The sequence below is a fragment of the Dyella humi genome (genome assembly GCF_044904605.1).
GTDB classification, from domain to species: Bacteria; Pseudomonadota; Gammaproteobacteria; order Xanthomonadales; family Rhodanobacteraceae; genus Dyella_B; species Dyella_B humi.
Genome location: NZ_JADIKI010000022.1, coordinates 115,094 through 140,220, shown reverse-complemented (window position 1 = coordinate 140,220; position 25,127 = coordinate 115,094). Strand labels below are relative to the sequence as shown.

Sequence of the window (25,127 nt, the reverse complement as noted above, 5' to 3'; positions counted from 1 at the left end):
CCAACCGATGGCGCAAGACCACGCCGCGCTGCCCAGTAAAGCTGCGGATATCACGCCCACTCCGGTCCGCCCCGGCATCGACCTGCTGATCAACGGCGAGCAATTCCGCCACACCGGCGATCCGGAGATGCCCTTGCTGTGGTACCTGCGTGATGTGCTGCGGCTCAACGGCACCAAGTACGGCGGCGAGCATGGCGAAGGCGGTGCAGATCTGGTGCTGGTGAACGGCAAGGCCACATCAGCCATTGGCGTGCCGATGCGCAAGCTGACCGGCAAGCAAGTCACCACGGTGGAAGGCCTGACCGATGCGAAAGGCGGGCTGCATCCGCTGCAGCAGGCTTTCATCGACGAGGACGCCATCGGCTGCGGCTACTGCACGCCGGGCTGGCTGATCGCCTCGATGGATCTGTTGAATCGAATCAAGGATCCTTCCGACAACGATATCGACACCCTGCCCAACCTCTGTCGCTGCGGCTGCCAGACGCGTGTGCGCAAAGCCGTCAAGCGCGCGGCTGCAGCGATGAAGCAAGGAGCGAAGGCATGAGCGGCCGCGTACAGCTTTCCCGCCGCCGCTTCCTGCAGGTGCTTGCCGGTACGGCCGGCGCGTTGATCGTCGGCATTCGTGCTGTCCATGCCGCCACCGAACCGGTGCCTCCGGACATGCTGGGCGACGCGCTGTTCGATCTTGGCCTCTATGTGCGTGTGGACGCCGACGGCACGGTGCTGATCGGCACACGCGATCCCGAAACCGGCACCGGCGTCGCGACCTCGCTCGCTCGCATCATCGCCGACGAAATGGATGCCGACTGGCAGCGCGTGCGCGTGCTGCCGCTGGGCCTGGGCGTGGCCAACGACAATGGCAAGCCGCGCTGGCTCTATGGCCAGCAGGTGGGCGGCACCGGCAACTCCATGCCACGCGCGTGGCGCGATCTGCGTTCGGCTGGCGCGCTGGTGCGCTGGCTGCTGATCCGGGCAGCCGTGCCGCAACTCGGTGTACCGGCCGAGAAATTGCGTACGGAACAAGGCGCCGTCATCGCGCCCGACGGCCGTCGCCTCGGTTATGGCCAGCTCGCCGCCGCAGCAGCGAAAGTTGCGCTGCCGCCCGGCCCGATCGCACTGAAAATGCCCGATCGCTACAGCTTCATCGGCAAGCCCGCAGGCGACGCCGATGCACGCGCCATCGTGACGGGACAAACCCCTTACGCGCTCGATCAGCGTTTCGGCGACGCACTAGTCGCCGTGCTCGCGCATTGCCCATGGCCCGACGGTCAGCTCACCGGCCTGGACAGCACCGCCGCACTCGCCATCAAAGGCGTGGTGAAGGTGATCGAACTCAAGCCCGATCCGAAACTGCCGCCGGGGCAAACAGTCATCGCGCCGGCCGTCGCGGTGATTGCCGAAAACACCTGGATTGCGTTGCAGGCACGGCGCGCACTGAAGCTCACCTGGAAACCCGGTGCGAGCGGCAGCGAAAGCACTGCCGCGCTGGAGCAGCAAGCCGCCGCGCTACTCGACAGCGATGCCGCGCCCACCACGCGCGTGCGCGACGACGGCGACGTCGACAAGGCCAAGCGCAAGGCCGCGCGCCGCGTCGAAGCCACCTATTACCAGCCGTGGCTGGCGCACGCTACCAGCGAACCAATGAACTGCGTGGTGCGCCTGGACAAGACCAGCGCCACGCTCTGCGTGCCCACGCAATCGCCGCAGCAGGCATGGACGGTGGTGCAGCGCCTTACCGGCCTCGCGCCGGATCAGATCGACATCCGCGTGCCGCGCATCGGCGGCGGCTACGGTCGGCGCCTTGATCATGACTACGTGGCCGAAGCGGTACTGCTGGCCAAGGAAGTCGACAAGCCACTGCAACTGCTCTGGCCGCGCGACGAAGACCTTACACACGACTTTTACCGCTCCGGCTGCGTGCATAAGTTCAACGCGATCATCGACGCCAAGCGCAACGTCATCGCGTGGAACCAGCGCGTGGCCAGTGCGTCAGCGCTTAACGGCCGCGGCGTGCCGAGCGATCACCTATGGACGTCCGAAGTAAGCGCAAACCAACTGCCAGCCGGTTTCGTGCCCAATTACCGCAGCGACTGGTTCGGCCTTGCGTCGTCGCTGCCACGCGGGCCGCATCGCGGCATGCCGGACGTGACCAACGCCTTCGCCGTCGGCAGCTTCATCGACGAGATCGCGCACGCGCTGAAAGAAGACCCGCTGGTGACCAACCTGCGCCTGCTCGGCGAGCCGCGGTTGGTGCCCCTGCAGGGTGGTGGCGCGATCGATACCGCGCGCATGATCAATGTGCTCAAGCTCGTCGCCGATCGCATCAGCTGGAAGGATTGGCTGCACTCGGTCAACGGCTTCGGCATCGCCTGTTGGTACATGGATGGCGCTTACGTCGCGCATGCGATCGAAGTGTCGATGCAAGGCGAAAAACTCACCCTCGAACGCGTCGTGTGCGCGGTCGACGTGGGCCGCGTGATCAACCCGATGGGTCTGGAAGGCCAGGTGGCCGGCGCCACCCTGGATGCGCTCTCCACTGCGCTCAACCTCGCGATCACCACGAAGGACGGCAAAGTGCAGCAAAGCACCTTGAAGGATTATCAGCTCGCCAGCATGGCGCAGCTACCGCGTACGGTCGAAGTGATCACCGTGCCTGGCGAAGGCGATCCAGCCGGTGCGAGCTTTCTTGCCATGCCGACTGCAGCGCCTGCGCTTGCCAACGCGGTGTTCCGCGTGAGCGCGGTGCGCGTGCGCAGGCTGCCGTTGATGAAGGAATTACTGCGGTTGTTGTGATGCTGCCTTTACCCCCTCTCCCCTTCGGGGAGAGGGTTGGGGTGAGGGGCCGGTCTAGCGAGGAATTTGCCGATCGCTAACGCCCCGCTCGTATCAACAGCGCCCTGCGCCTTTCCAAACTCGCCTGCGGCCAATACTTCTCCCGATCGTAATACGCATGCATCGCCGGCACGCTCGGCGGCAACAGCACCCACGGTTGCTTGGACTGCGTGAAGATATGGATATCCGGCGGAAAACGATCCGGATCGTCGAGGGTACCGACACGCACAAAGCGGATCAGCTCGCCTGCGCCGGAATACGTACTCCATAAAGCGATACGGCATTCGGGACAACGCGAAATGTTCTGCCCCTTGCCACTGCACGACGGTGTGCACACCACTTCTACTTCGCCGGACAGCAACTACACATGCTCCGCTTCAATCATCGCATTGAGCACAAACGCGCTACCGGTTTCGCGCTGGCACCAGCGGCAATGACAGCAGTGCACGAACAGTGGCGTATCTATCATGCGATAGCGCACCAGTCTGCAATCACACCCGCCTTCGAAGTGCTTGATTTCATCGCTCATGGCATCGCCTCCATGTCGCTAATGGAATTGATCGCTGGCCGGCACCCATGAACCCGATGTTGATGTCGGCGCGCCCACCGGCTTTATTGGCTGCAAAGCCTTCACTGGCGTCGATGCCGTAGGCGGACAATTCGGCGGCATCGGGCCTCCGCTGACGCGCGCCGCGGCGCATTCGGCGCTGTTGTCCAGCACCACCGGTGCGGCCGGTGCTGACGTACTCGCGGCAGCGGCCGCTTCCGTCTTGGGGATCGATGCGTTTTGCGAAGGCAGATTCAATCGATCGTAGATCTTTTTCTCGAGCGGCTGCCTGGGCGGATCGGGATTGCGGCAACCGAACAACGCCGACGGCAGCAGCGGCGTTACCGCGCATTCGATACGCACGCCTTGCGGCAAATTGAACGTGTGCTTCACCGTGGTTTTTTCCACGGCGTGACGCAAGGCAGTGTCGACGGAACTCTCGCCTTCTGGCGTCCAATACTGGTCGAAGCGGGTCCGCTTGTACCCCGGCAGATTCGTGTTGTGGGACATGATTTCCGTATCGCCGCGTGGCTTGAGCTGGATGTAGGTGCCGTTCGGCGTACCCGGTGTGCCGCCGCCCTGCTCGCCCGCTGTGTTGTTGCCCGTGCCGATCGATGGAGCCGGCTGCGTGCCTTGGCCGGCATTTTCCGATGGCGATTGAATGACGCCATTGGGTTGCCCCGGATTGGCGGTTTCGCTGCCTTGCGGCGTGGCGTTGGGCGCAGTGCTGGCACTCGCGTTGCCTTCGTTCGCAGGCGCGCTGGAAGGTGCCGTACTCGGCGCAGGCGAAGATGTCGCCGCCGTCTCCTTCTCGTTGCTCGTCGATGACGAAGGCTTGGCTTCGCTCTGCGGCGTGGTAGGCGTGGGCGAAACCGCTGGACTCAGTTGCGGGCGCAGCGACACCTCCGGCACGGCGAGCTTGGGCGCTTCGATATTCAACGCTGGTGCGGACGGCGCAACGTTCGGCGTCGGTGCGGCGACCGGCGTGACCGGTACCGGCGCCAGTTGCGGCTGTTCCTGGGGGCGCACAACCGGGCCAAGCTCCTGCTGCGAGGTACGTGGCACATTCGGCGTCACCAGCGGCGTTGTAGATGCCTGCAGGTTGACCGTAGGCGCCACCTGCGCCGGCAGCGGCACCGGCTGCAACGATGGCGACGGCGGCGCCGCCGTCGTGGGGCTGGGCTGCGCCGTCGCAACGCTAGGCATCGGCACCGGCGTGAGCGATGGTTTTTCCACCGCCATCTGCGGCGGCGCGATGGTCTGCGCCGATTGCGCGGGCTGGGTGGGAAGCGCCACCGACGGCAACGGCGGCATCGGCTGCGTGCCTTCGGGCTGCGCTTTGCGCACCGGTTCGGGCTGGAACTGAGGCGGCACGGGTTGCGGCGCCTGCACGGCCTGCAGCGACAACGCCGGTGGCGGCAAACCGGTGGGTGTGGGTTGCTCGATCGGTGGCGCCGACGGTTTCGGCAAGGTGATCGGCGGCAGCGGCGCGGCAGGCGCCTGCGCTTTCTCCGCGGCAGGCGGCTTGGTTTGCGCCACCACCGGCTCCTGCTTGGGCGCTGGCGCAGGCGGCTGCGTCACCGCGGCCACCGGCGCGGCGGTCGAGGCTTCATGCGTGGCGTGCGTCACCTGGGCGGTGTTGCCTCGATGCGTCGGCCCATGTTCCTTGGGTGGCACGCCGCGCACGGGCGGCGGCGGTGGCGGCTGGGGCTTGTTCTGGATCAGCCGCACCAGCAGCGCATTGCCCTTGGGTTCCGGCGGCGGTGGCGGCAGCTCGTACGGCGAGCCGAGAATCGCGCCGAACAGCACGACAAGATGCACCAGCAGGCTGCCGATGAGGCCCAGCATCTTCAGCACACGATCGCGCGGCCTGTCGCGCCTGCGACGCCGATAAACAAGCGCCCACGTCGCCGCGTCGCGCGGCGACTTGATCATGACGACCTGTTTGGATGGGGCGGGTTGATCGGGGGGCAATGACGACATGGGCGCCAGTGTAATAGGCGCGAGGAATTTCTTAAGCTCGCGCTATCGAACCCGCCACCTCGACCCCGCCTCTTATAAAAAATCCCCTGGCGGCACTAGCCGCCAGGGGTATGAACGCTCTGTACTCAATGAGGATGATCAAAGACCGTTGAACGATTTCCACGCTGACAGCAAGTTAGTGGCGTTCACCGAACCCAGACCGTTGGCAGCGCTCCAGCCGGCTTGCGCCGCATAGGCCGCCGTGGTGCTGTTGTACTTCGTGGCATTGGACGAGGTCAGGCCGACTTTGGTCGGTCCAAAGAAACCTTCGAAGTTATTGATCGTGCCGTAGAAGTAGCAGTCGGGGGTGACTTCGTTTTGGCTCAGCAACTCAATGCACTGCGTGGAGTTGCCGCCGTCGGTGATGTTGTGGAACACGCACTTACCGGTACCCTTCGCGCCATTGTCGGCGTTGCACGCGGCAAGCGTCGACGGCACCGAACCGGTCGGACCACCGTACTCATTCCGTGCCAGCTCATACAGCGTGGGCGCGGCATTGCCTTGATCCACCGATCCGCCTGCACTGGACAGACCCTGGTCGATCAATGCCTGGATACCGGCGAACATCGGCGACGACAGCGACGTGCCGCCTTCCAGCACCACCGGCGAGGTGAAGTTCGCTGTGCACGGATAGTTACCGGTGCACAGGATCACCCAGGAATAACCGCCGTAGGAACCGGCAAACAGCGAGACATCCGGCAAGTCACGCGACTGATCCTTGGCCGCGCCGTGTACGATCCGCTGCCACGACGGCTTCGCAACGACCGAGGAAGCTCCACCACTGCCGCTTTCCGAGGTGACGTAATCGCCGTTGGGATCGTAGATCAACGCGTTCTTGCAGAACTGCAGGGCCGAGACGTTGACCAGATCCTTGGCGGCACGAGTATTGCCGCAGGACTGGTTCCAGGTGATTTCCGGCACGTACGACTTCGCCGATCCATACACCGGATTCAACGCGGTGTTGAAGTACTTGCTGCTCGTGCCATCGAGCACGTCCGCCGTATCCGAACCGCCGACGGCGGTATTGTTGGCCGAAGAACCAAAGGAATTGGCATCGATAGCCGGCACGCCATTGATGATCGAGCCGTTGAAGCTGGGGTTGGAACCGGAATCGCCGCTCGATACGAAGACCGAGATGCCTTCCGCATCCGCCTGTGCCCACATCAGATCGATGGCTGTCTTGCTGGCGGCGTCGGTAAAGCCTTCGCCATACCCATAACTGGCGCTAATGATGTTGGGACGCGATGTGCCGTTGATCAGATTGCTTGCCGCAGTGAACACCCCACCGAAGAAATTGGTGCTGCCGGCGTCGTTGCACGTGGCCACCCAGATATTTGCACCCGGCGCGATGGCGGTGGAATATTCCGCATCGAGCACAGCCTCGATGCTCTCACCGCCAGGGTTGTTGCCACCTGGATCCGTGCAATTGCCCGTATCAGGCGATAGCAATGGCTGGGATTGGTTGAACGTGCCGCCATAGCCGCCCAGGCCAAACTGGCTGACGAAGTTCGGCCAGTCCGACACATCCATGTCCTGATCTTCCACTAGCGCGATGGTGATGCCCTTGCCAGTCAGGCCGCTGTTGTACAGAGGCGAGGTGTTGTAGATCGTCTGCATGTCATAGGGCACGAAGCCACGTACGCCACCCTGGAAATTCACCAACGGCTTCGGACCACCGGCGATGCTGGCGTTGGCTTTGGGTGACTGCTGAATCTTGAAGCGCTGGCTGGAACCATCGAACTGCGCGGTCTGCGGCTGCTGGTGCAAGGGTTTCGGCCGGAAATCGTTCAGCCCCGCCACACCCACTACCACATCGCGCAACGCGGTCGGCATGCTGATGTCGCCCGCATTGGCAATGTGGCTTTCATGATTGACGGTGTAATGATTCTCTTGCGTGTGAAAAGCCTGCCGCACCTGGCCGGCGGTGCCGCTGAAATCGATCTGCATCTTGTTTGGAAGCACGCCGTTGACCTTGAAGCCCTGCGAAGTAAGCCAGGACGTTACGGCACTGATATCTGCATCGGCTAAACCGAAAGCCTGTCCGAACTCGGCCGGCGTCAGCCATTGATGGAACTTGGATGAAGAAGAATCGTGCTGCGCGGCGATCAGCTGATTCAATGCGGCCGTGCGCTTTGCACTGCGTTGCAGGACCAGCTGCATATGGTTCATCGGTGCGGAATCAGCCACGGCACCGATAGACGTAACGTTGTCCAGCAGCGATAGATGAGTATTGCCAAGGGTGGAAACGACCCTGGTGTCTACAGTTTGGGTTACCCGTGGCGCTTCGGTAATGTCGATACCCGCAAGCGCGGCGTTTGAAGCGGAAGCCAGGGCGATCGAAGGCAGCGTGGCGAGGGCCGCTGCAATCGATACGCCGATCATCACATGCTCGGTTTTCACGTATTTTCTCCCTAAAGGATTCGGATGAAAAAGCGAGGCCCCCTGTGATGGATCTGCCAGCCTGTCCCTATATTTCGTCGGTCACCTCTTCTGTAATAAGAACGGACAAAGTCATCGAACCGCCATACGGGCTCGACGCAGCCACGGGCTGCGGTAGCGCTGACTTGCTTGAACTCCCACTTGATCCCCAGCCAAGTGACGGGGGCGGCCGATAATGCAACCAGTACGTTTGGACGTCTAGTGCTACAAGTAATTAAAGTACTACGCCCGATCTACGGATCACACTTGGCTAAATTTAAACATCTAAATTTAGACGTCTAAATGCATGACCCAACGTAAAGGCTGTAACACCATGAGGCCATTCGCGTGAAAAACTCATGATGACGACCGGTCAGCCGACAACGACCGGCAAGGATTGCGCAGCCATGGGGATTCCGTTTTTTTGGCAGCAGCACACGAAGGCCGAAATGACAAACGCGGGCTATGGTCCCGATTTCTTCTTCTCCGCATCCACTGCGTGCGCGGGCGTATCGACCGGGCAGCCATAAGGCAACGGTTTGCCAGCTCGATAATCCGCAATGCAGGTAGCAATATCCGGTTTCGGCATCGGCGTTCCCTTCACCAGCGGTGCGGACATCATGTTCAAGCGCTGATCGCCATCGGTCGGCGGCGGCGGAGGTGGCGGTATGCCGCAATTGGGAATGGGAATGCCGAATACCTTCTGGCATTTCAGATGAATGCCGCCCGGCAGATCTACGCTTTTCGAATTGCTCTCGCTACCGTTCAACTTGCGCACTACGCCACCGACGAATGATTCGTCCGGAGGTGGAAAATATTTCTTGAATGTATTCGGTCCCGATTGGTATTGCGCACCGGCACGATGCTGCATGATCTGCGCATCACCCTGCAGTGCCTGCTGCACATAATGCGCCGACGCACTGGATGCATTCGCCGGCAACACGATTTGTCCCGTGCGGTCGATCAGCACAGGATGCGGCGCCGACGTAGCCGGTGCAGGCTGTACTACCGGTGTGGATGATTCCGGCATATGCACCGTCATGGCGTTTTTCGACACCGGCTCGCGCACGGGACGTGGCGGAGGTGGAGGAGGCGTGACAGGCGGCGGCGCGGCCTTTGGGTTTGCCGCATTGCGCGTGATGAAGCGCACCTGGATGCCCTGATCGAGTTGCACGCGCACCACTTGCGGCAATGGTGCGGTCGGTTTCATCTCGTGCCACACCACCGCCACGAACAGGACGTGCAACACCAGCGCGATCGCCAGAGCCGTCCACAGGCGGCGGTGATCACGCGGCGGTTTGCGCCACCGCAGTTCGTGCAGCATGGCGCGGGTGGGGCCGTCGAGCGGAGCCAGTCCTCGGTGTGTCTCGGGGAACCAGCGGTGATGCTCGATCTGGTCGGGGCGTTCGATAAACCGTCCTCGGTGTGTTCGCTCGGCCACGCCATGTGGCCGTATGGGAACCACACAGACCATGTCTGCGCGGCGCGGTTCCAATGGCAAATCACACAAGGTTAACGGTTGCCGCCGGAATGCTCCGACCCATGTCTTCGCACTGCAACTTGACCATCTCGCTCAATGAGAGAACGCTAGCCCAACGGCGGCGGCGCCTGGCAGGCATCGCCGCTCTCCCCGCCATGACCGCCCTGCGTCCCGCACGCAAAGGACGACCATGACGGCCCGCCACGATCTAGCCGCCACGTGCGGCTCTTGCAGAGGAGGGTCGCATCGTGTCCTACCACACGGAAAACATCCGCAACATCGCGCTCGCCGGTCACGCCGGCACGGGCAAGACCACGCTTTTCGAAGGCTTGCTGCACGCCGGCGGCGTCATCCAGAACATCGGATCGGTAGAGCGCGGCACTACGCAATCCGACACGGATCCCCAGGAAAAGGCGCGTGGCCATTCCATCGACAGCTGCATCGCCGGCATCGACCGCAATGGCTGCCACATTAATCTGATCGACACCGCCGGCTACCCGGACTTTCGCGGTGGCACGCTCTCCGCGTTTGCCTCGGTGGAAACGGTGGCGGTGGTGGTGAACGCCTCCAACGGCATTGAACACGGCGCGCGCCGGATCATGGAGCGCGCGCGCGAACGCGGTCTTGCCCGCTTGCTGGTGGTCAATAAAATCGATGCCGATGGCGCGGGCCTGCCCGCACTGGTCGACGCGCTGCGCGAGGAATTCGGCAACGAATGTTTGCCGGTGAACCTGCCCGCCGACAACGGTGGCAAGGTGCTCGACTGCTTTTTCCATCGCGACGGCACCACCGATTTCTCCTCGCTGGCCGACGCGCATCAGCAGATTCTCGACCAAGTGGTAGAGATCAACGAAACCACCATGGGCGCCTACCTGGATGCTGGCGAAGACGCACTCACACCAGAGCAGTTGCACGACGCATTCGAGCAGTGCCTGCGGGAAGGCCACCTGGTGCCAGTGTGCTTCGTCAGTGCACGCACCGGCGCGGGTGTGCGCGAGTTGCTGGATATTTTCGAGCGGCTGCTACCCCATCCGGCCGAGGCGAACCCACCGCTCTTCCGCAACCCGCAGAACATGCAGATTGCGGTCGAGCCCGATCCGAACGCGCACGTCATCGCCGACGTGTTCAAGGTGGTGAACGACCCCTTCGTCGGCAAGCTGAGCGTGTTTCGCGTATGGCAAGGCACCGTGCGTCGCGACAGCCAGCTCTTTGTCGACGACAATCGCAAGGCATTCAAGGTGGGCCACCTGTTCCGCCTGAATGGCAAATCGCACGTGGAAGTGGATCAGGCTATACCTGGCGACATCGCCGCCGTGGCCAAGGTGGAAGACATTCACTTCGACGCCGTGCTGCACGATTCGCACGACGAAGACAGCATCCATCTCGAACCCTTACATTTCCCGCAGCCGATGTTCGGCCTGGCGCTCGAGCCCAAGCACAAGGGCCAAGAACAGAAACTCTCGCAGGCGCTGTCGCGACTGTCCGAGGAAGACCCATGCTTCCGCGTAGAACACCACAAGGAACTCAACGAGACGGTAATACGCGGACTTTCCGACCTGCACCTGAAGATCATGCTGGAGCGCATGCAGGAGCGCTATGGTGTGGAGGTAATCACGCATCCGCCGCGCATCGCCTATCGCGAAACCATTTCCAGCTCCGCCGAAGGCCATCATCGTCACAAAAAACAAACTGGCGGCGCCGGACAATTCGGTGAAGTCTTTCTGCGTGTCGATCCGCTCGAACGCGGCGCGGGCTTCGAGTTCGTCGACGCGGTCAAGGGCGGCGTGATCCCCGGTCAATATCTTCCGGCGATCGAGAAAGGCGTGCGCCAGGCGATGGACGTCGGCGCGGTGGCCGGCTATCCGCTGCAGGACCTGCGCGTGACGGTGTACGACGGCAAATATCACCCGGTCGATTCGAAGGAAGTCGCCTTCGTCTCTGCGGGCAAGAAAGCCTTTCTCGATGCGGTCAGCAAGGCGCGACCGATCGTGCTGGAGCCGATTGTGGATGTTGAAGTAGCCATTCCCGAACCTAGCGTGGGCGACGTCACCGGCGGCCTTGCCAGCAAGCGCGCACGCATCATGGGCACGGACGCCAAGCGCGACGGCGAACTGGTGATCAAGGCGCAAGCGCCGCTGGCCGAGCTCACCGACTATCCCACGGAGCTGAAAGCCATGACTGGCGGCCGCGGTCGCTACAGCCTCGACCTCAGCCATTACGAACCGGTGCCGCCACCCATCCAGCGTCAGCTCAGCGAGGCGTGGAAGCCTAAACTGGACGAAGACTGACGTCGCCCTACTACTCATTTCATGAATGAATCGGTCGGGTGAGTTGCAGGCACCCGACTCGACCTTATGTATTTGGATAGCACCTGCCGCATTAGCCATTCAGGCGATGCTTCGAACACACATTCACCGATGGAGGGCCGCATGAGCCGAGCCTTCGTAAAAGACGATGATGGCGACACACCGGATGCACTGCCCGAGCCGCTGGTCAGCTCCCATCCCCATTACATGACGCCGCGGGGCCTCGCCGTCTTCCGCGAACGCCTTGCCAGCGTGCTCGCGCGCCACGACGCATTGAAGGCCAATGAACAGGACGCGCTCGCTCAGCGCAACGAACTGGCTGCACTCGAACGCGAGCTGCGCTATCTCAGCGCACACGTCGCCAGCGCCATCGAGGTGGATCTTTCCAAGCAACCGCGTGATCGCGTGGCGTTCGGCGCCATCGTGACGGTGGACAGCGACGAAGGTGAACGGCGCTGGCAGATCGTCGGCGAAGACGAAGCCGATGCCGAACATGGCCTGGTGAGTTACGTGTCGCCGCTGGCCACGGCGTTGCTTGGCGCGCGCGTAGGAGATGAAGTGCGCTGGCAACGGCCAGCGGGGGACATGACGATCGAGGTGCTGCGGATTGAATACGATTCGTAACCCCCATAGCCGTCATTCCCGCGAAAGCAGGAATCCATGTTGCTCTGATGCAAAAGCGAAGATGGATTCCCGCTTTCGCGGGAATAACGGCCATGGAGATTACAAAACAGCCTACAAACGGTTTTCTCGCTTCAGCCTCAAATAGCGCTCAATCAACGCGCCCGACAACTGCGCACACTCCACATCCAGCGTCATCACCCCGCGCCGGTTGAGATCGTCATGCATGCGCTCGCGCCCTGCCAAATAGTGCATGGCGGATGCGCTGCGGATTGCGCCTTCCAAGCTGTCGCCAGCATGCTGGGCGGCCTGCTCCACCGCCTGCTCGCGCAAGCTCGTCACCAGCACCAGATGGCGTTGCGCAAGCAGTGTCACCGCCAGAGCGAGTTCACTGTCGTCCTCGTCACGCACATTGGTCACCAGAATCACGAGTGCGCGTCGGCGTTGTCGTTGCTGCAAGGCGCTCGCCGCAGCGAGGTAGTCGGTTGGCGCGGAGGTCGCCTGTAAGTCATAGCCGGTGCCGAGCAGCAGATCCATGCCGCCACTGTCACGCTGCGGGGGCAGCCAGCGTTGCGTGTGGCCCGTGCATGCCAGCAGACCCACCGCGTCGCCTTCGCGCATGGCGATGTAAGCCAGCGACAGCGATGCGTTCAATACATGATCGAAGTGCGAGATCGCGCCGTCCTTCGCCAGCATGCGACGGCCGCAATCGAGCAGCAGCACGATCTGCTGGTTGCGTTCCTCGCGGTATTCACGCGAAATGAAATGGCCCATGCGCGCCGTGGCTTTCCAATCGATCTTGCGCATGCTGTCGCCGACGCGGTAATCGCGCAGCTCCTGGAATTCCGTGCCTTCGCCGCGCCGCCGCTGCAGGCGCGCACCGATGGTGTGCGATGCCAATTCCACAGTGAGACCGGCCATTTTCGCCAGTGGCGCGAAGTTGGGATACACGCGCACGGTGTTCACCACCTCCAGCGTGCGGCGCTGCGTCCACAATCGCCAGGCGGAATGAACCCGCATATGGCAACCGGCGAAGATCGCCGGTCCGCGCTCGTCGGGGGTGAGCGCGTATTCGAATGCGTAATGGGTTTCCGGCGCGAGCTGCAGGCGATGCGGCAGCCCGCGCATCGGCCAGCCACCCGGATGCAGATCGTGCACGTCGACGGTGCGCCGGGCTTTCTCGGCCGACTGCAGGCGCAGCCGCACGACCATGTCCAGCCCCAGCGGCACCACCGGCACCACTTCGCGTTGCAGCGCCGGCGACGGTGCACGCTGCAGTCGCCATGCGTCGATCAGGATCACGCACGCAAGTACACCGCCGTAAGCCAGCCACGCTGTCAACGGAAGCATGCCGATGCTCGCCAGCACGCCCACCAGCGTCCAACCGAACAGCAGCCATAGCAACAATGGAGCCGGTCGCATCATTGCCGTGGCGCAGCCACCTTGTGCAGCAGCGCGCGGATCACGTCGTCCGGACGCTGCCGTTCCACCAGCGCTTCCGGCGCCAGCAGCAAGCGATGACGCAGCGCCGGCAAGGCCACGACACGCACGTCATCGGGTGTAACGAAATCCCTGCCGTCCATGGCGGCATGCGCGCGTGCGAGGCGTGCAAGCGCCAAGCCACCACGCGGACCCGCGCCGCCGACCACCGCGGGCCACTCACGCGTCGCGCGTGCAATGCGCACGGCGTAATCGGTCACCGCGGGATCCATATGCATGTTCGCCACACCTTGCTGCATGGCGAGCAATTCCACCTGCGTCATCACCTGCTGCACACGCGACACGTCGAGATCGGCGGCGATATTTCCGCTCAGCACGCTCTCCACCATGCGCTTCTCGTCTTCCAGCGAGGGGTAGTCGATCAGCACCTTGATCAGGAAGCGATCGAGTTGCGCTTCGGGCAGCGGATAGGTGCCTTCCTGCTCGATAGGATTTTGCGTGGCCACCACCATGAACGGCGCCGGCAGCGGGAAGCGCCGGCCTTCGATGGTGGCCTGCCCTTCCTGCATCGCTTCCAGCAGCGCCGCCTGCGTCTTCGCCGGTGCGCGGTTGATTTCGTCGGCCAGCAGCAGGTTGGCGAACACCGGACCGCGACGAATCTGGAAGCGCTCCGCCTTCACGTCGTAGATGGCGTGACCGGTTACGTCGGTGGGCATCAGGTCAGGCGTGAACTGAATGCGCCCGAAGCTGCAGTTCATCGCCGCCGCCAGCGCGCGCACCAGCAGCGTCTTGCCTAATCCGGGAACGCCTTCGATCAATACATGGCCGCCGGCAAGCAAGGCCATCAGCACCTGGTCGAACACGCCGCTTTGCCCGATGAAGGCATGCGCCACCTGCTGCCGCAACGCGCTGGTGCGCGCATGAATGATGTCGACCGTCATCGGCGCCAGCGGCGCTGCGGGCGCAAGGGTTTCTGTCGTCGTCATAGATGGCTCCTCAGCCGCACCAGGGTAGTCATGCTGCCGCGGAACGCAGCGGCGTTCGCAGGCGAGCGGAATGCATGTTCGATGTGGGAAGGTTCGAGCCGGCTGCGCTGCGCCAGCCATGCGTACAACTCTTGATCGTTGAGCATAGTGCTGGCCGGATCGCTGCGATGCAGGCGCGCCCGCACTGCCTCGCATGCCAACTGATGCAGACTGCGGCCGCCGTCGCGGCGAAACAGAAACTCGCCGACGGCCTGAATATGTTCCAGCAGCGCGCGGCGGTGCGCGGCTGGCGCCGGCGCCAGTGGCCCCAATCGCTCGCTGCGCACAGCCATCCAGCCAAGGATGAGCAACAAGGACGCCAGCAACGCCGGCCAGCCGCGCACGAACAGATTTACCCAGAACGAGTTGCCGATCAGTTCGTACAGCAGATAGCTATGGCCACGTCCGAAGTTCGGTGCCAACAGCCGCCGCGCGAACTGCTGCTCGGGCGCGTTTTTCAGATGGTTGCCGGAAAGAATGTCCATATCGCCCAGCACGCTGACCACGCCCTTGCCTTCCGGCACGCGTGCAAAGACCAGCCCTTTACCGGCCTGATCGCCGATCACGGTGCTCGCGCGCGCCAGCGCTTGTGGCTGCAGGTGGAAACCGAAGCCGCACAGTGGCGTTGTCTGCGCATCGGGACGACTTTCGGCGCCGGCCGTGAGCTTCACGCACACCCATTCGCGCTTTTGTCCAGTTTGCAGCACACCGAGATCGTCAAGCACTGGCACTTCGCGATCGGCGGATATCGACGGCGAAAGCACCAGATGCCCGCCACCGCGCACCCACGTGTGCAGCGCCTCGGCTTGTGCAGGATTGATGCGGCCGACGTCATCGCCGATGACCAGCGTATCGCCCGGCCGTAGCAGCGGCAGAACGCGGCCCAGCATCACGCTGCTGCTGACGGGCTGCTCCAGGTTTTCCAGGATGCCTTCCAGCGCAAAAAAGCGGTTGTAGCGCGCCTCACCGCTCGCCGGCGTGGTTTCGGTGACCCAGTCGCGCTTGAACGTGGAGAAGAAGATAGCGCTGCACAGCAACGCCACGGCAATCAAGATCAGCGCGATAATCAAGCGGATTTTCATGACACCACCTGCTGCGCGGGCCAGCCCGACAACAACACGTCGATGTCGGCATCGCCGGGATAGCGGTCAGCGTACGCGGCAAGCTGCCAGGTGCGTACGATCGCGATCAAGCGTTCGCGTCGGGCCGAATCGTCGATGGAGCGCGCATGCTGCAGCCAGTCGGCCTCGGTCGCATCGATCGGCGGCTGCATGCGCAACGCCATCGCTGCACGCTGCACACTGCCGCGATAGAGCAAGGCCAGGGCCTCACGACGATGGCCTTCGCGCCACTGTTCGCGCACGGCTGCGGACAGATCCTCGGGCAGCGGAATATCGTGCACGGCACTGCTGCGCAATACCTTCGACTTTTCGTTGCGTTCCTGCGGCGATATCGCGCCGCGCTGCAGGTGGCGCACGGCAAACACGATCAACGCCACAACCACTACGGCCAGCAATCCCCACAACAACACGTTCAACACGCCGGCACCAAAATTGGCGAACATCCCAGCCAGCCACAAGGGCGGGAGCGGCTTGGTGGGCGTGGGATTCGGCGGCAGCCGCGGCACCCAGCGCAGCACTTTGTGTTCCTGCCCGAATCTGGGATCGCGATAGACATCGGCGGCTTCGCTGGCAAACTGCGCATCTTTCTCGTCGACCGGCTGGTGGAACGCCTGGGCGATGTTCTGTGTCGGCGCATGACTGGCTTCGGCACGTTTGTCCGCAGCGTGAGCGATGGACGGAACGCACATCACGCACGCCAGCAAGGCCATGGCGACGCCCGCTTCGATCAAGCGCTGACGCAAGCGACGAAAGGCGAGATCGATATCCCACGCTTCCAATTGCGTGCGGCGATTCAAATACAGCGCAAAACCCGCCGCCACGTACAACGGTTCGACAATGCTCATCGATACATACGTGACGCCCGAGACGATCCACGCCAGGGCATGCCTGAAGGCCGGCAACGCGAAAGCCTGGTTCAGATTGCGCATGGAATCGGGCAGTGCTTCGCTGGGCAGCAACCAGATTGCGAAGATGCACAAGCTCAGCGATATCGCCAACTCGAATGCCATGCACGTCCAGGTGAGGCCACTGGTCACACCGACCAGCGGGCGGCTGAGTACGCGCCATCGCGCTTTGCGCTGCGTCGACGCCACGCCTTCCAGCAATTCCATCGGCAGACGCAAGGCGCGATTGGTATCCACACGCAACCACGTCAATGCGGCCAGCGTCCGCTTCCATGGCCACTGGCGCTGACCGCGCAAGGTTGCACGCCACGTGGGCGCCTGCTCGAACACCGCGCGCGACAGCACATAAAGCGGAATACGATCGAACAAGGGACGCAACCACCAAGGCAACAGCAAGCCCAGCCACGGCATGCCCAGCAACCATGCCAATCCCAGGCAGACCAAAAAAATCGGCAGCGTGAACGCGAACCATGCTGTCCATAGAGGGCGTGCATGCGCACGCAGCATGACCACCCCCAGGTCCATGGCTTCCATCGGCGTACGCGGGCGTAATGCCACGCCTATGCGTTCAAGCTGCATGGCTGCGCCCCGCCCCGCCGCGAATGAGCCACCACAGCACTAGCAACCAGATGCCGCCGCCGGTGCTGTACTTCACGATATCGGGCAGCGCTGCGATCGACGACCAATACGCCTCGATGAACGCTGCGGCCACCAGCATCGCGAACGCGCCCATGGCCAGGCGCGCGCCGGTCCATGCGGCATGACGCAGCGCTACCTCGCGCCGCAAGCGCCCCGGCGCCAGCAGGCTCAGGCCGAACTGCAAGCCGGCGCCGCCGGCAATCACGATGGCCGTCAATTCAAATCCGGAATGGCCCACGACGAAACGCCAGAACGGCGCGCCGTAGCCGATAGCATTGAGGTGCCCCGCCACCCCGCCAATGATCACGCCGTTGGCCGCCAGCACATAGATCGCACCTACGCCAAACAGCAGTCCCGACGCGAACGTGCGAAAAGCAATGCTGACGTTGTTCATGATGTAGAAGCCGAACATCTGCAGATCGGTGCCACTGCTGCGGCCGATATGACTGTTGGCCGGGTCGTACATCTGGTCGAATTGGGCAAGCTGCCGCGTAGTGAACAGCGAATGCGCCAGCGCCGGCTTCCATTGCAGCACGATGTAAGTCACCACCGTCGGCACATATAACAGCAACGCGGCGACGAGCATGTAGCGCCATTGTTGGCGCACCAGGCGGGGAAAGTCTGCAAGCAGAAAAACCGCCACCTTGTGCCAGCGCGGCGCAGGTGGGCGATAGAGCTGGCGATGCCCCATCTGCACAATCTGCTGCAAGCGATCCGTCACCTCGCGGCTGTAGCCGCGCGCCTGCGCGAGTGAGAGGTGATGGCATACGCGTCGATAGGCCTGCGGAAAATCCAGCGCACGCTCGGCGCGCATGGCTGCTTGCGGCTTACGATCGAGCTGCGCGAGCCAGAACTGCAACGCATCCCATTCTTCCGCATGCAAGGCGACGAACTGCTCCTGTTTCATGGTCTTCCCAGCAATCCATTGGCGTAGGCGGTGATCTGCGTGACTGCAGCGGTGCCTTCGCGTCCCGTCAGCGGAGAGAGAATATCGGCAAGCTCTTCCTGCCGCTGCACTGTGAGTAGCGGGGAGCGTTCGGCGAATTCGATCACCGCGGCCTGTTCATTCTGATCGAGGGGCAAAGGCAGCGGCTGCGCAGGCACGACCGGCACCTTGCTGCCTGCAGGGAGATCGTTCGCATGGACGACCAGCGTGCCCGCCACGATGTCACCGATGCGCCGTGCGGAAGGATCGATCATGCTGCAAATCAAGCCGACACCGTAGATACCGGGCAATGCATCCACCACGCGCAGCAGATTGCGCACGATCGAAGGCATCAGCGTGATCGGTGTGCCATCGGCGCTGACCACGCGTAAACCCAGCGCGCGCTTACCGATTGTTTGGCCGTGGAACCACACCTCGCACACCACGTTGTACACCCAGGTGAGCGAGAACAGCAGCAGCGAAGCCAGGCCCATGCCGCCGCGACCGAGCGCCGCGAAGATGCCCAGCGCAGTGAAGAACACCATTGCACGCAGAAAGAAATCCAGCAGCCACGCCTGCGCACGGCCGAACGAACCGGCGGCACGCAGACGCAGGCCAACGCCCTCCGGCGTTTCGATTTCGCGTACGGTGTCCAGCATCAGTCGACGATGACGATGGTGTCCGCGACGTAATCGTGGATGCAGCGTTTATCGTTGCCGAAGATCACCAGTGCATCGGCAAGCCCGGCGAAGCCCCCCAGGAATGGGATATACCGCACAATAAACAGCGGAAGCCAACGCAGGGCGACGACACGCCAGACTTCCACCGGGCTGCCATCGGTGCGCACGATCTTCGTACCGACGGCACGCTTGCCGATGGACTGGCCATTTCGATTGAGCAGCATGAGATTGCAGGCGACCACCACCAGCAGCAAGATTGAACTGATGGCCATGGCAGTTGGCCCGGTAAAAGGAAGCTTTTGCAGGATGGCCGCGCTTGCGGAATGGTTGATTCCGTAATGGGAGGCCCACCACATGGACAAGGGCCAAGCGCAGATGCCTACGACAAAACTGTCAATGAAAGCTCCCCACCAACGCTGCCATCGCGTTGCCTTGCGAGCGTCCAGAGTGTCGTCACGCAGTACAGGCGCGTCCTCGACCACCGCGCCGGGCGCGGCATACGGATTCGTTTCCATGGCTTATTTCCCTGTCTGAACATCGGCCCCCATGCCGATGCTTGACTTGAGTATATGAGCAAGTCCTGACAGGCGTGCAAGTGGCGCGAGGGTGCTTATCAACCGCGCAACGTCAGTTCGCCCTAACCCGCAGTACCGGATCCCTCTCCCCCAAAGATGAATAAGGATGGGGGAGGGAGCAGACCCGCTCAGGCCACCAGAAAACCGATTAACGTCTTGCCAAACGCCGGAATATCATCCGGCTTGCGACGCGATCAGCTCTTGGCGGCGCGCTTGGGCTTGAGCAGCGTGCCGGTGCACTTGGGCGAACCACACAGGCAGGCCCACTTCTTCTTGAGGCGCGCCGTGTGCGGCACTTCCAGCACGATGCCGTAGTCGTAGGTGAGCTCTTCGCCGGCCTTGATGTTGCGCTTGGCTTCGATGACCACCTTGTCCTTGCGCGGATTGCCGCTTTCATTCTCGATCACGAAGGCTACGCAATTCGGCGCGCAGCTGTGGTTGATCCAGCGCGCGATGTTGCCTTTGCGGTTGGCGTCGAGGATGTAGTCGTCGTTGAGGGTGAACAGGAAGGTATGACCCGTCTCGCCGCCGTCGCCGTACATCTCGTCGGCGTCCTCGTGGGTCATCATCGTGCCCTTGTATTCGATGATTTCTTCACCCTTGTTGATGGGGGCGACGGCAAACACGCCATTGCCGTGGATGGGTGAGCGGCGAGCAACGATGCGACGGGACATGGATGACCAGAAATGGAAGGAGAAGAAGGTAATCGCTAATGATGCCTGCTCTGTGTGGCATTGGGAACCGCAACAGAACACCAGGATGCACATGCACTGCTTCTTTCTCTGTTGCGCTGGACGGAGCCGGCGCAACTAGCAAAGCGCAGGCACTGCATTCCGCCACATCCTTTTTGTATAACCCTTTCAGTTTCAAACGTTTCGCATGTTGCGCGGTGTCATTTCACCCGTCCCGTTCCCTGCTATATTCAAACAATCGTTTGAGGTGCTTCCATGAAACGACTGCTCCACGGATTGGCCCTTGTGATGCTGGCTTTCCTGTTGACGGCCTGCGGACCGCAGCGGCAGAGCGTGTTCCCGCCCACCATCACTATCCAGCAGATGCGCGTGCAGCCCGACGGCGCCTGGCAGCTCAGCCTGCGCCTCCAGAACAACAGCTACACCGGCATGAATTACCAGTCGATCGAAGGCAGCCTGCAGGTGGCGCAGGGCATACCGGTGCGCGTGCATGCCAAGTTCGACCTCGACGTCCCTTCGTTCGCCGGTGACGTGGTGCAGGTGCAAGTGCTGCCGACAGCCGCTATGAGCCAGGCGTTACAGGCGGTGGCCGCCGAGGGCAGCGCGGGTTCCCTGCCCTACACCCTCAACGGCATCGTGCACTGCATGCCCAATCTGGAAGATCACCCGGACAACAAGAACCCGCGTGATTTTCCGTTGACCAGCAACTCCTTCCTTTCGCCGGTTCCCGGCGTGCCCAACACGTATCGCTAACGCTCTACGAAGGATCAAGCCATGACGCTCTACAAGGCTCCGCTCACCGACCTGCGCTTTGCACTCTACGACGTGCTCGGCGCCGAAGCCGTGCTCACCAAGCTGCAAGGGGGCGACGGCCACACCCGCGACCTGCTCGATGCGGTGCTGGAAGAAGCCGGCCGCTTGAGCGAACAGGTGCTGGCGCCCACCAATGCACCGGGCGACGAAGAAGGCTGCCATTACGACAAGGCCGCACGCACCGTCACCACGCCCAAGGGCTTCAAGGAAGCGTTCAAGCAATTCGCCGACGGCGGCTGGCCGGGCCTCACCATGGCGGAGGAATTCGGCGGCCAGGCACTGCCCTCGATACTGGGCACGGCCACCACCGAGCTGTTCCAGTCGGGCAACCTGTCGTGGAGCCTGTATCCGCTGCTGTCCGAAGGCGCCTGCCATGCGCTGGAACTGCACGGCACCGATGAGCAGAAGCACGCCTATCTCAAGCCGATCGTCGCCGGCCAGTGGACCGGTACCATGTGCCTGACCGAACCGCAGGCCGGTTCGGACTTGGGCCTTCTGAAAACGCGCGCCGAGCCCGGCGAGAATGGCAGCTACAAGATCACGGGCACCAAGATCTTCATCAGCGCAGGCGACCACGACCTGGCCGAGAACATCATCCATCTAGTGCTTGCGCGATTGCCCGATGCACCGGCCGGCAGCCGCGGCATTTCCATGTTCATCGTGCCCAAGTTCAAGCTAAAGGCCGACGGCACACCGGGTGAGCGCAACAACGTGTACGCCGGCGCCATCGAGCACAAGATGGGCATCCGCGGCTCGGCCACCTGCGTGATGAATTTCGACGACGCTGAGGGTTATCTGATCGGTCAGCCGCACAAAGGCTTGGCGGCGATGTTCACCATGATGAATGCTGCGCGCCTTTCGGTAGGCGTGCAGGGCCTGGCCTTGGCCGAACGTGCGCTGCAGAACAGCGAGAACTACGCGCGCGAACGTCTGCAATCGCGTTCACTCTCCGGCCCGAAATTCCCGGAGAAATCGGCCGACAACTTGCTAGTTCAGCCGGACGTGCGCCGTATGCTGCTGACCCAGCGCGCCTTCGTGGAAGGCTCGCGCATGCTGCTCTTGTACGCCGCGCTGCAAACCGACGTCGAAGCGCGTGGCGCCGATGAAGCTCAGCGGCAGAAAGGCAGCGAACTGCTCGCCTTCCTGATCCCGATCGCCAAGGGCTTGGTCACGGAACTGGCACAGGAATGCACCAAGGAAGCACTGCAGGTGTACGGCGGCCACGGTTTTATCGTGGAGAACGGCGTTGAGCAGTTCGTGCGCGATGCACGCATCATCACGTTGTACGAAGGCACCACTGGCATCCAGGCCGCCGACCTGCTTGGCCGCAAGATCCTGCAACTCAAGGGCGTGGGCTTGCAGCACTTCCTCGCCGAGATTGGCGCATTCTGCAAGCAACATGCGGCGGATGAAGCGTTGAAGCCGTACATCGGACCGCTCGGCGCGCTGGCGAAAGAATGGGGCGAGCTGACGCTAAAGCTGGCGCAGCGCATCCAGTCGAATCCGGAAGAACTCGGCGCTGCGGCGAACGATTATCTCTACTACAGCGGCTACATCACCCTTGCCTATTTCTGGGCGCGCGCGGTGGCAGCGCTGGAACCGAGTGCGCAGCAACCGGCACTCAAGCAGGCGAAGCGGGATACGGCGGCGTTCTACTTTGCGCGTTTGTTGCCGCGGACGCATATGCACAAAGCTGCAATTGAGGGAGGGATCGACACGATTCCGGCCATAGCTTGAGATAGCCGATAACTCCCATGGCCGTCATTCCCGCGCAAGCGGGTACGCGGGGAGAGCACATGGACGTGCTCGGCTTTGAGGAGCGAGGAATCCATTTTGATCTTATGCAAAAGCGAAGATGGATTCCCGCTTGCGCGGGAATGACGGCCAAGCGGGTTACGCGACCATCGGCACGTACCCGTCCATCTCGATTGACGCTAGGCTACCCCAGCTTATCCAACGGGGAGTCACCATGAAGTCGAGTCGTACCGCGATCGCTTTACGCGGCGTCAAACCCGCGTTGCTTGCCTTGCTGCTCAGCCTGAGCGGCGCCGTACCGGCCATGGACGACACGCCGCAGCAATATCCGAATTACCCCAGCGAAACGCCGGCGCACTTCAAGCCGGTCACGGACAGTTTCGATTACGTCGAACGCGACATGGACATTCCGATGCGCGACGGCGTGAAGCTGCACACGGTGATCCTCGTCCCAAAGAGCGCGCATCACGCAGGCATCGTGCTTACCCGCACACCCTACGATGCCAAGGAACTCACCCATCACGTGATGAGCGGCCATCTTGGCCCCATGCTGCAGGGCTACGACAACGCCACTGACGTGATCGTGGAAGACGGCTATATCCGCGTGATCCAGGACATTCGCGGCAAGTACGGCTCCGAGGGCGATTACGTGATGAACCGGCCGGTGCACGGCCCGCTCAATCCCACGCCGGTCGATGACGCCACCGACACCTACGACACCATCGACTGGCTGGTGAAGAACATCCCCGAGTCGAACGGCAAGGTCGGCACCATCGGCATTTCCTATGACGGTTTCGAACCGCTGATGTCGCTGGTGAATCCGCATCCGGCACTGAAGGTCGCCGTGCCGATGAATCCGATGGTGGACGGCTGGATGGGCGACGACTGGTTCCATCACGGCGCATTCCGCCAGCAGAACATGTCTTACATCTACGAGCAGTCGGGCAGTCGCGACAACTCGTTCAAGTGGTGGAGCAGCTTCCACGACGAATACGATCTGTTCATGCACTATGTGTCTGCCGGTGACATGGGCCGCGCGTATGGCATGGAACAGCTGGGCTTCTGGAACAAGATGATTGCGCACCCTGCATACGACTCGTTCTGGAGCGACCAGGCCGTCGACAAGGTGCTCGCCGCGCAGCCACTGAAAGTGCCGACGATGCTGGTGCACAGCCTGTGGGACCAGGAAGACATCTACGGTGCACTCGCCGTGTATCGCGCCATCAAGCCGAAGGATAAAAACGGCGACATGGTCAAGCTGGTGATGGGCCCGTGGCATCACGGCCAGGAAATCGAGGAAGCAAGCTCGCTCGGAGCGATCCGTTTCGGCAGCGACACCGCCAAGTATTTCCGCGAACACGTCTTGCGTCCGTACCTGGCGCAATATCTGAAGGACGGCGCGCCCAAGGCGGACATCGCGCCGGTGACGGCTTACCAGACGGGCAGCAATCAATGGCAACGGCTCAGCCATTGGCCGCTGGCCTGTGAGGAAGGCTGCAATGCAAAGAGCCGTCCGCTGTACTTGCAGGCGGACCAGAAGCTCGGCTTCAGCGCACCGGGCAGCGGCGACGCGTACGACGAATATGTCTCCGATCCCGCGCACCCCGTGCCGTTTCGCGCGCGCCCGATCCAGCCGATCGGCTACGACAACGGCCTGACCTGGCCGCAGTGGCTGGTGGACGATCAGCGCGAGGCCTCCGGTCGTACCGACGTCGTCACGTATGTCTCCGATGTGCTTACTCAACCGCTGACCATCAGCGGCGCGCCGATCGTGCACCTGACGGCCTCTACCAGCGGCACGGATAGCGACTGGGTGGTGAAGCTGGTCGACGTGTATCCCGACCAGGTGGCCGAGCAGCCGGAGATGGGTGGCTATCAGCTCGCCGTGTCGATGGATATCTTCCGTGGCCGCTATCGCGAAGGCTACGACAACCCCAAGCCACTGGCCGCCAACCAGCCGCTCGCCTACCACTTCGACCTGCCAACCGCAAACCACGTGTTCCTGCCCGGCCACCGGGTGATGGTGCAGGTGCAATCGAGCTGGTTCCCACTCTACGACCGCAACCCGCAGACCTTCGTGCCGAACATCTTCTTCGCCAAACCGGCGGATTATCAGAAGGCGACGCAGCGCGTTTATCACTCGGGGGATCAGGCGAGTTACATCTCTCTGCCGGTTATTGGTGGTTAGCTTCGCGCCTCATCAATGCATCTATCCGTACAAACGCGGAGATCAGCTCCCTCCCCTGCTTGCAGGGGAGGGTTGGGGTGGGGTGAGTACTTGCCTCAGACCACCACGCAAGTGTTCACCCCCTCCCGCCCTCCCCCTGCAAG

18 protein-coding genes and 1 pseudogene are annotated in these 25,127 nt (G+C 62.5%); 7 read left to right on the top strand and 12 right to left on the bottom strand.

Going from position 1 to position 25,127, the window contains the following annotated elements; translation table 11 throughout:
• Nucleotides 1-7: 7 nt before the first annotated feature.
• Nucleotides 8-544 carry a (2Fe-2S)-binding protein gene (locus ISP18_RS05570; RefSeq protein WP_380007801.1) on the top strand — a complete coding sequence of 179 codons (537 nt, stop codon included), beginning with the start codon at nt 8-10 and terminating at the stop codon, nt 542-544.
• Complete coding sequence (locus tag ISP18_RS05565) at nt 541-2,793, top strand: xanthine dehydrogenase family protein molybdopterin-binding subunit (RefSeq protein WP_380007797.1); 2,253 nt, start codon at nt 541-543, stop codon at nt 2,791-2,793. The genes ISP18_RS05570 and ISP18_RS05565 overlap by 4 nt, the downstream gene beginning before the upstream one ends.
• Before the next feature lie 76 nt (nt 2,794-2,869).
• Here ISP18_RS05565 and ISP18_RS05560 read toward each other — a convergent pair.
• From ISP18_RS05560 to ISP18_RS05545, 4 genes and pseudogenes are all read right to left on the bottom strand, one after another.
• Nucleotides 2,870-3,361 (bottom strand): annotated as a pseudogene (locus ISP18_RS05560) (GFA family protein).
• 18 nt (nt 3,362-3,379) lie between these two features.
• Nucleotides 3,380-5,314, bottom strand: a complete 1,935-nt coding sequence (locus ISP18_RS05555; RefSeq protein ID WP_380007794.1) for a hypothetical protein — start codon at nt 5,312-5,314, stop codon at nt 3,380-3,382.
• A 186-nt stretch (nt 5,315-5,500) separates the two neighbouring features.
• Nucleotides 5,501-7,801, bottom strand: coding sequence for a S53 family peptidase (locus ISP18_RS05550; RefSeq protein WP_380007791.1), 2,301 nt, complete (start codon nt 7,799-7,801; stop codon nt 5,501-5,503).
• Nucleotides 7,802-8,282: 481 nt separating this feature from the next.
• Nucleotides 8,283-9,260 (bottom strand): hypothetical protein, encoded by a 978-nt coding sequence (locus ISP18_RS05545; protein WP_380007789.1) that lies wholly within the window; start codon nt 9,258-9,260, stop codon nt 8,283-8,285.
• A 287-nt stretch (nt 9,261-9,547) separates the two neighbouring features.
• Between ISP18_RS05545 and fusA the strand changes: the two genes are divergently transcribed.
• Together fusA and ISP18_RS05535 are read left to right on the top strand one after the other, a co-directional pair.
• Complete coding sequence (gene fusA, locus ISP18_RS05540) at nt 9,548-11,587, top strand: elongation factor G (protein ID WP_380007786.1); 2,040 nt, start codon at nt 9,548-9,550, stop codon at nt 11,585-11,587.
• A 141-nt stretch (nt 11,588-11,728) separates the two neighbouring features.
• Complete coding sequence (locus ISP18_RS05535; RefSeq protein ID WP_380007783.1) at nt 11,729-12,229, top strand: GreA/GreB family elongation factor; 501 nt, start codon at nt 11,729-11,731, stop codon at nt 12,227-12,229.
• A 111-nt stretch (nt 12,230-12,340) separates the two neighbouring features.
• Here ISP18_RS05535 and ISP18_RS05530 read toward each other — a convergent pair whose 3' ends face one another.
• The 8 genes from ISP18_RS05530 to ISP18_RS05495 form a co-directional block, all read right to left on the bottom strand.
• The gene (locus tag ISP18_RS05530) at nt 12,341-13,648 is read right to left on the bottom strand and encodes a DUF58 domain-containing protein (protein ID WP_380010931.1); all 1,308 of its coding nucleotides are present in this window, start codon (nt 13,646-13,648) and stop codon (nt 12,341-12,343) included.
• A complete protein-coding gene (locus ISP18_RS05525; protein ID WP_380010928.1) occupies nt 13,648-14,607 on the bottom strand; it encodes an AAA family ATPase in 960 nt (319 codons plus the stop codon). Before ISP18_RS05525 ends, ISP18_RS05530 begins: the two co-directional genes overlap by 1 nt.
• Before the next feature lie 41 nt (nt 14,608-14,648).
• Nucleotides 14,649-15,773, bottom strand: coding sequence for a DUF4350 domain-containing protein (locus ISP18_RS05520; RefSeq protein WP_380007780.1), 1,125 nt, complete (start codon nt 15,771-15,773; stop codon nt 14,649-14,651).
• Entirely contained in the window at nt 15,770-17,296 is a 1,527-nt protein-coding gene (locus ISP18_RS05515; protein WP_380007777.1) for a DUF4129 domain-containing protein, read from the bottom strand. Before ISP18_RS05515 ends, ISP18_RS05520 begins: the two co-directional genes overlap by 4 nt.
• Entirely contained in the window at nt 17,286-18,263 is a 978-nt protein-coding gene (locus tag ISP18_RS05510) for a stage II sporulation protein M (protein ID WP_380007775.1), read from the bottom strand. The genes ISP18_RS05515 and ISP18_RS05510 overlap by 11 nt, the downstream gene beginning before the upstream one ends.
• A complete protein-coding gene (locus tag ISP18_RS05505; RefSeq protein WP_380007772.1) occupies nt 18,260-18,940 on the bottom strand; it encodes an RDD family protein in 681 nt (226 codons plus the stop codon). The genes ISP18_RS05510 and ISP18_RS05505 overlap by 4 nt, the downstream gene beginning before the upstream one ends.
• Nucleotides 18,940-19,476 (bottom strand): RDD family protein, encoded by a 537-nt coding sequence (locus tag ISP18_RS05500; RefSeq protein WP_380007770.1) that lies wholly within the window; start codon nt 19,474-19,476, stop codon nt 18,940-18,942. Before ISP18_RS05500 ends, ISP18_RS05505 begins: the two co-directional genes overlap by 1 nt.
• A 254-nt stretch (nt 19,477-19,730) precedes the next feature.
• Nucleotides 19,731-20,210 (bottom strand): SET domain-containing protein, encoded by a 480-nt coding sequence (locus ISP18_RS05495; RefSeq protein WP_380007767.1) that lies wholly within the window; start codon nt 20,208-20,210, stop codon nt 19,731-19,733.
• A 273-nt stretch (nt 20,211-20,483) separates the two neighbouring features.
• Between ISP18_RS05495 and ISP18_RS05490 the strand changes: the two genes are divergently transcribed.
• From ISP18_RS05490 to ISP18_RS05480, 3 genes are all read left to right on the top strand, one after another.
• On the top strand, nt 20,484-20,981 hold the full coding sequence (locus tag ISP18_RS05490) for a hypothetical protein (protein ID WP_380007764.1): 498 nt from the start codon (nt 20,484-20,486) through the stop codon (nt 20,979-20,981).
• 21 nt (nt 20,982-21,002) lie between these two features.
• On the top strand, nt 21,003-22,778 hold the full coding sequence (locus ISP18_RS05485) for an acyl-CoA dehydrogenase C-terminal domain-containing protein (protein ID WP_380007761.1): 1,776 nt from the start codon (nt 21,003-21,005) through the stop codon (nt 22,776-22,778).
• 232 nt (nt 22,779-23,010) lie between these two features.
• On the top strand, nt 23,011-24,984 hold the full coding sequence (locus ISP18_RS05480; protein ID WP_380007758.1) for a CocE/NonD family hydrolase: 1,974 nt from the start codon (nt 23,011-23,013) through the stop codon (nt 24,982-24,984).
• Nucleotides 24,985-25,127: the final 143 nt, after the last annotated feature.

Bases quoted from the DNA above. Each gene is read 5' to 3' on its own strand.
- ISP18_RS05510 (WP_380007775.1), bottom strand. From the start codon at position 18,263: ATGAAACAGGAGCAGTTCGTCGCCTTGCATGCGGAAGAATGGGATGCG.
- ISP18_RS05515 (WP_380007777.1), bottom strand. From the start codon at position 17,296: ATGCAGCTTGAACGCATAGGCGTGGCATTACGCCCGCGTACGCCGATG.
- ISP18_RS05520 (WP_380007780.1), bottom strand. From the start codon at position 15,773: ATGAAAATCCGCTTGATTATCGCGCTGATCTTGATTGCCGTGGCGTTG.
- ISP18_RS05535 (WP_380007783.1), top strand. From the start codon at position 11,729: ATGAGCCGAGCCTTCGTAAAAGACGATGATGGCGACACACCGGATGCA.
- ISP18_RS05500 (WP_380007770.1), bottom strand. From the start codon at position 19,476: ATGGAAACGAATCCGTATGCCGCGCCCGGCGCGGTGGTCGAGGACGCG.
- ISP18_RS05525 (WP_380010928.1), bottom strand. From the start codon at position 14,607: ATGACGGTCGACATCATTCATGCGCGCACCAGCGCGTTGCGGCAGCAG.
- ISP18_RS05555 (WP_380007794.1), bottom strand. From the start codon at position 5,314: ATGATCAAGTCGCCGCGCGACGCGGCGACGTGGGCGCTTGTTTATCGG.
- ISP18_RS05570 (WP_380007801.1), top strand. From the start codon at position 8: ATGGCGCAAGACCACGCCGCGCTGCCCAGTAAAGCTGCGGATATCACG.
- ISP18_RS05485 (WP_380007761.1), top strand. From the start codon at position 21,003: ATGACGCTCTACAAGGCTCCGCTCACCGACCTGCGCTTTGCACTCTAC.
- ISP18_RS05490 (WP_380007764.1), top strand. From the start codon at position 20,484: ATGAAACGACTGCTCCACGGATTGGCCCTTGTGATGCTGGCTTTCCTG.
- ISP18_RS05565 (WP_380007797.1), top strand. From the start codon at position 541: ATGAGCGGCCGCGTACAGCTTTCCCGCCGCCGCTTCCTGCAGGTGCTT.
- ISP18_RS05530 (WP_380010931.1), bottom strand. From the start codon at position 13,648: ATGCGACCGGCTCCATTGTTGCTATGGCTGCTGTTCGGTTGGACGCTG.
- ISP18_RS05495 (WP_380007767.1), bottom strand. From the start codon at position 20,210: ATGTCCCGTCGCATCGTTGCTCGCCGCTCACCCATCCACGGCAATGGC.
- ISP18_RS05480 (WP_380007758.1), top strand. From the start codon at position 23,011: ATGAAGTCGAGTCGTACCGCGATCGCTTTACGCGGCGTCAAACCCGCG.
- ISP18_RS05505 (WP_380007772.1), bottom strand. From the start codon at position 18,940: ATGCTGGACACCGTACGCGAAATCGAAACGCCGGAGGGCGTTGGCCTG.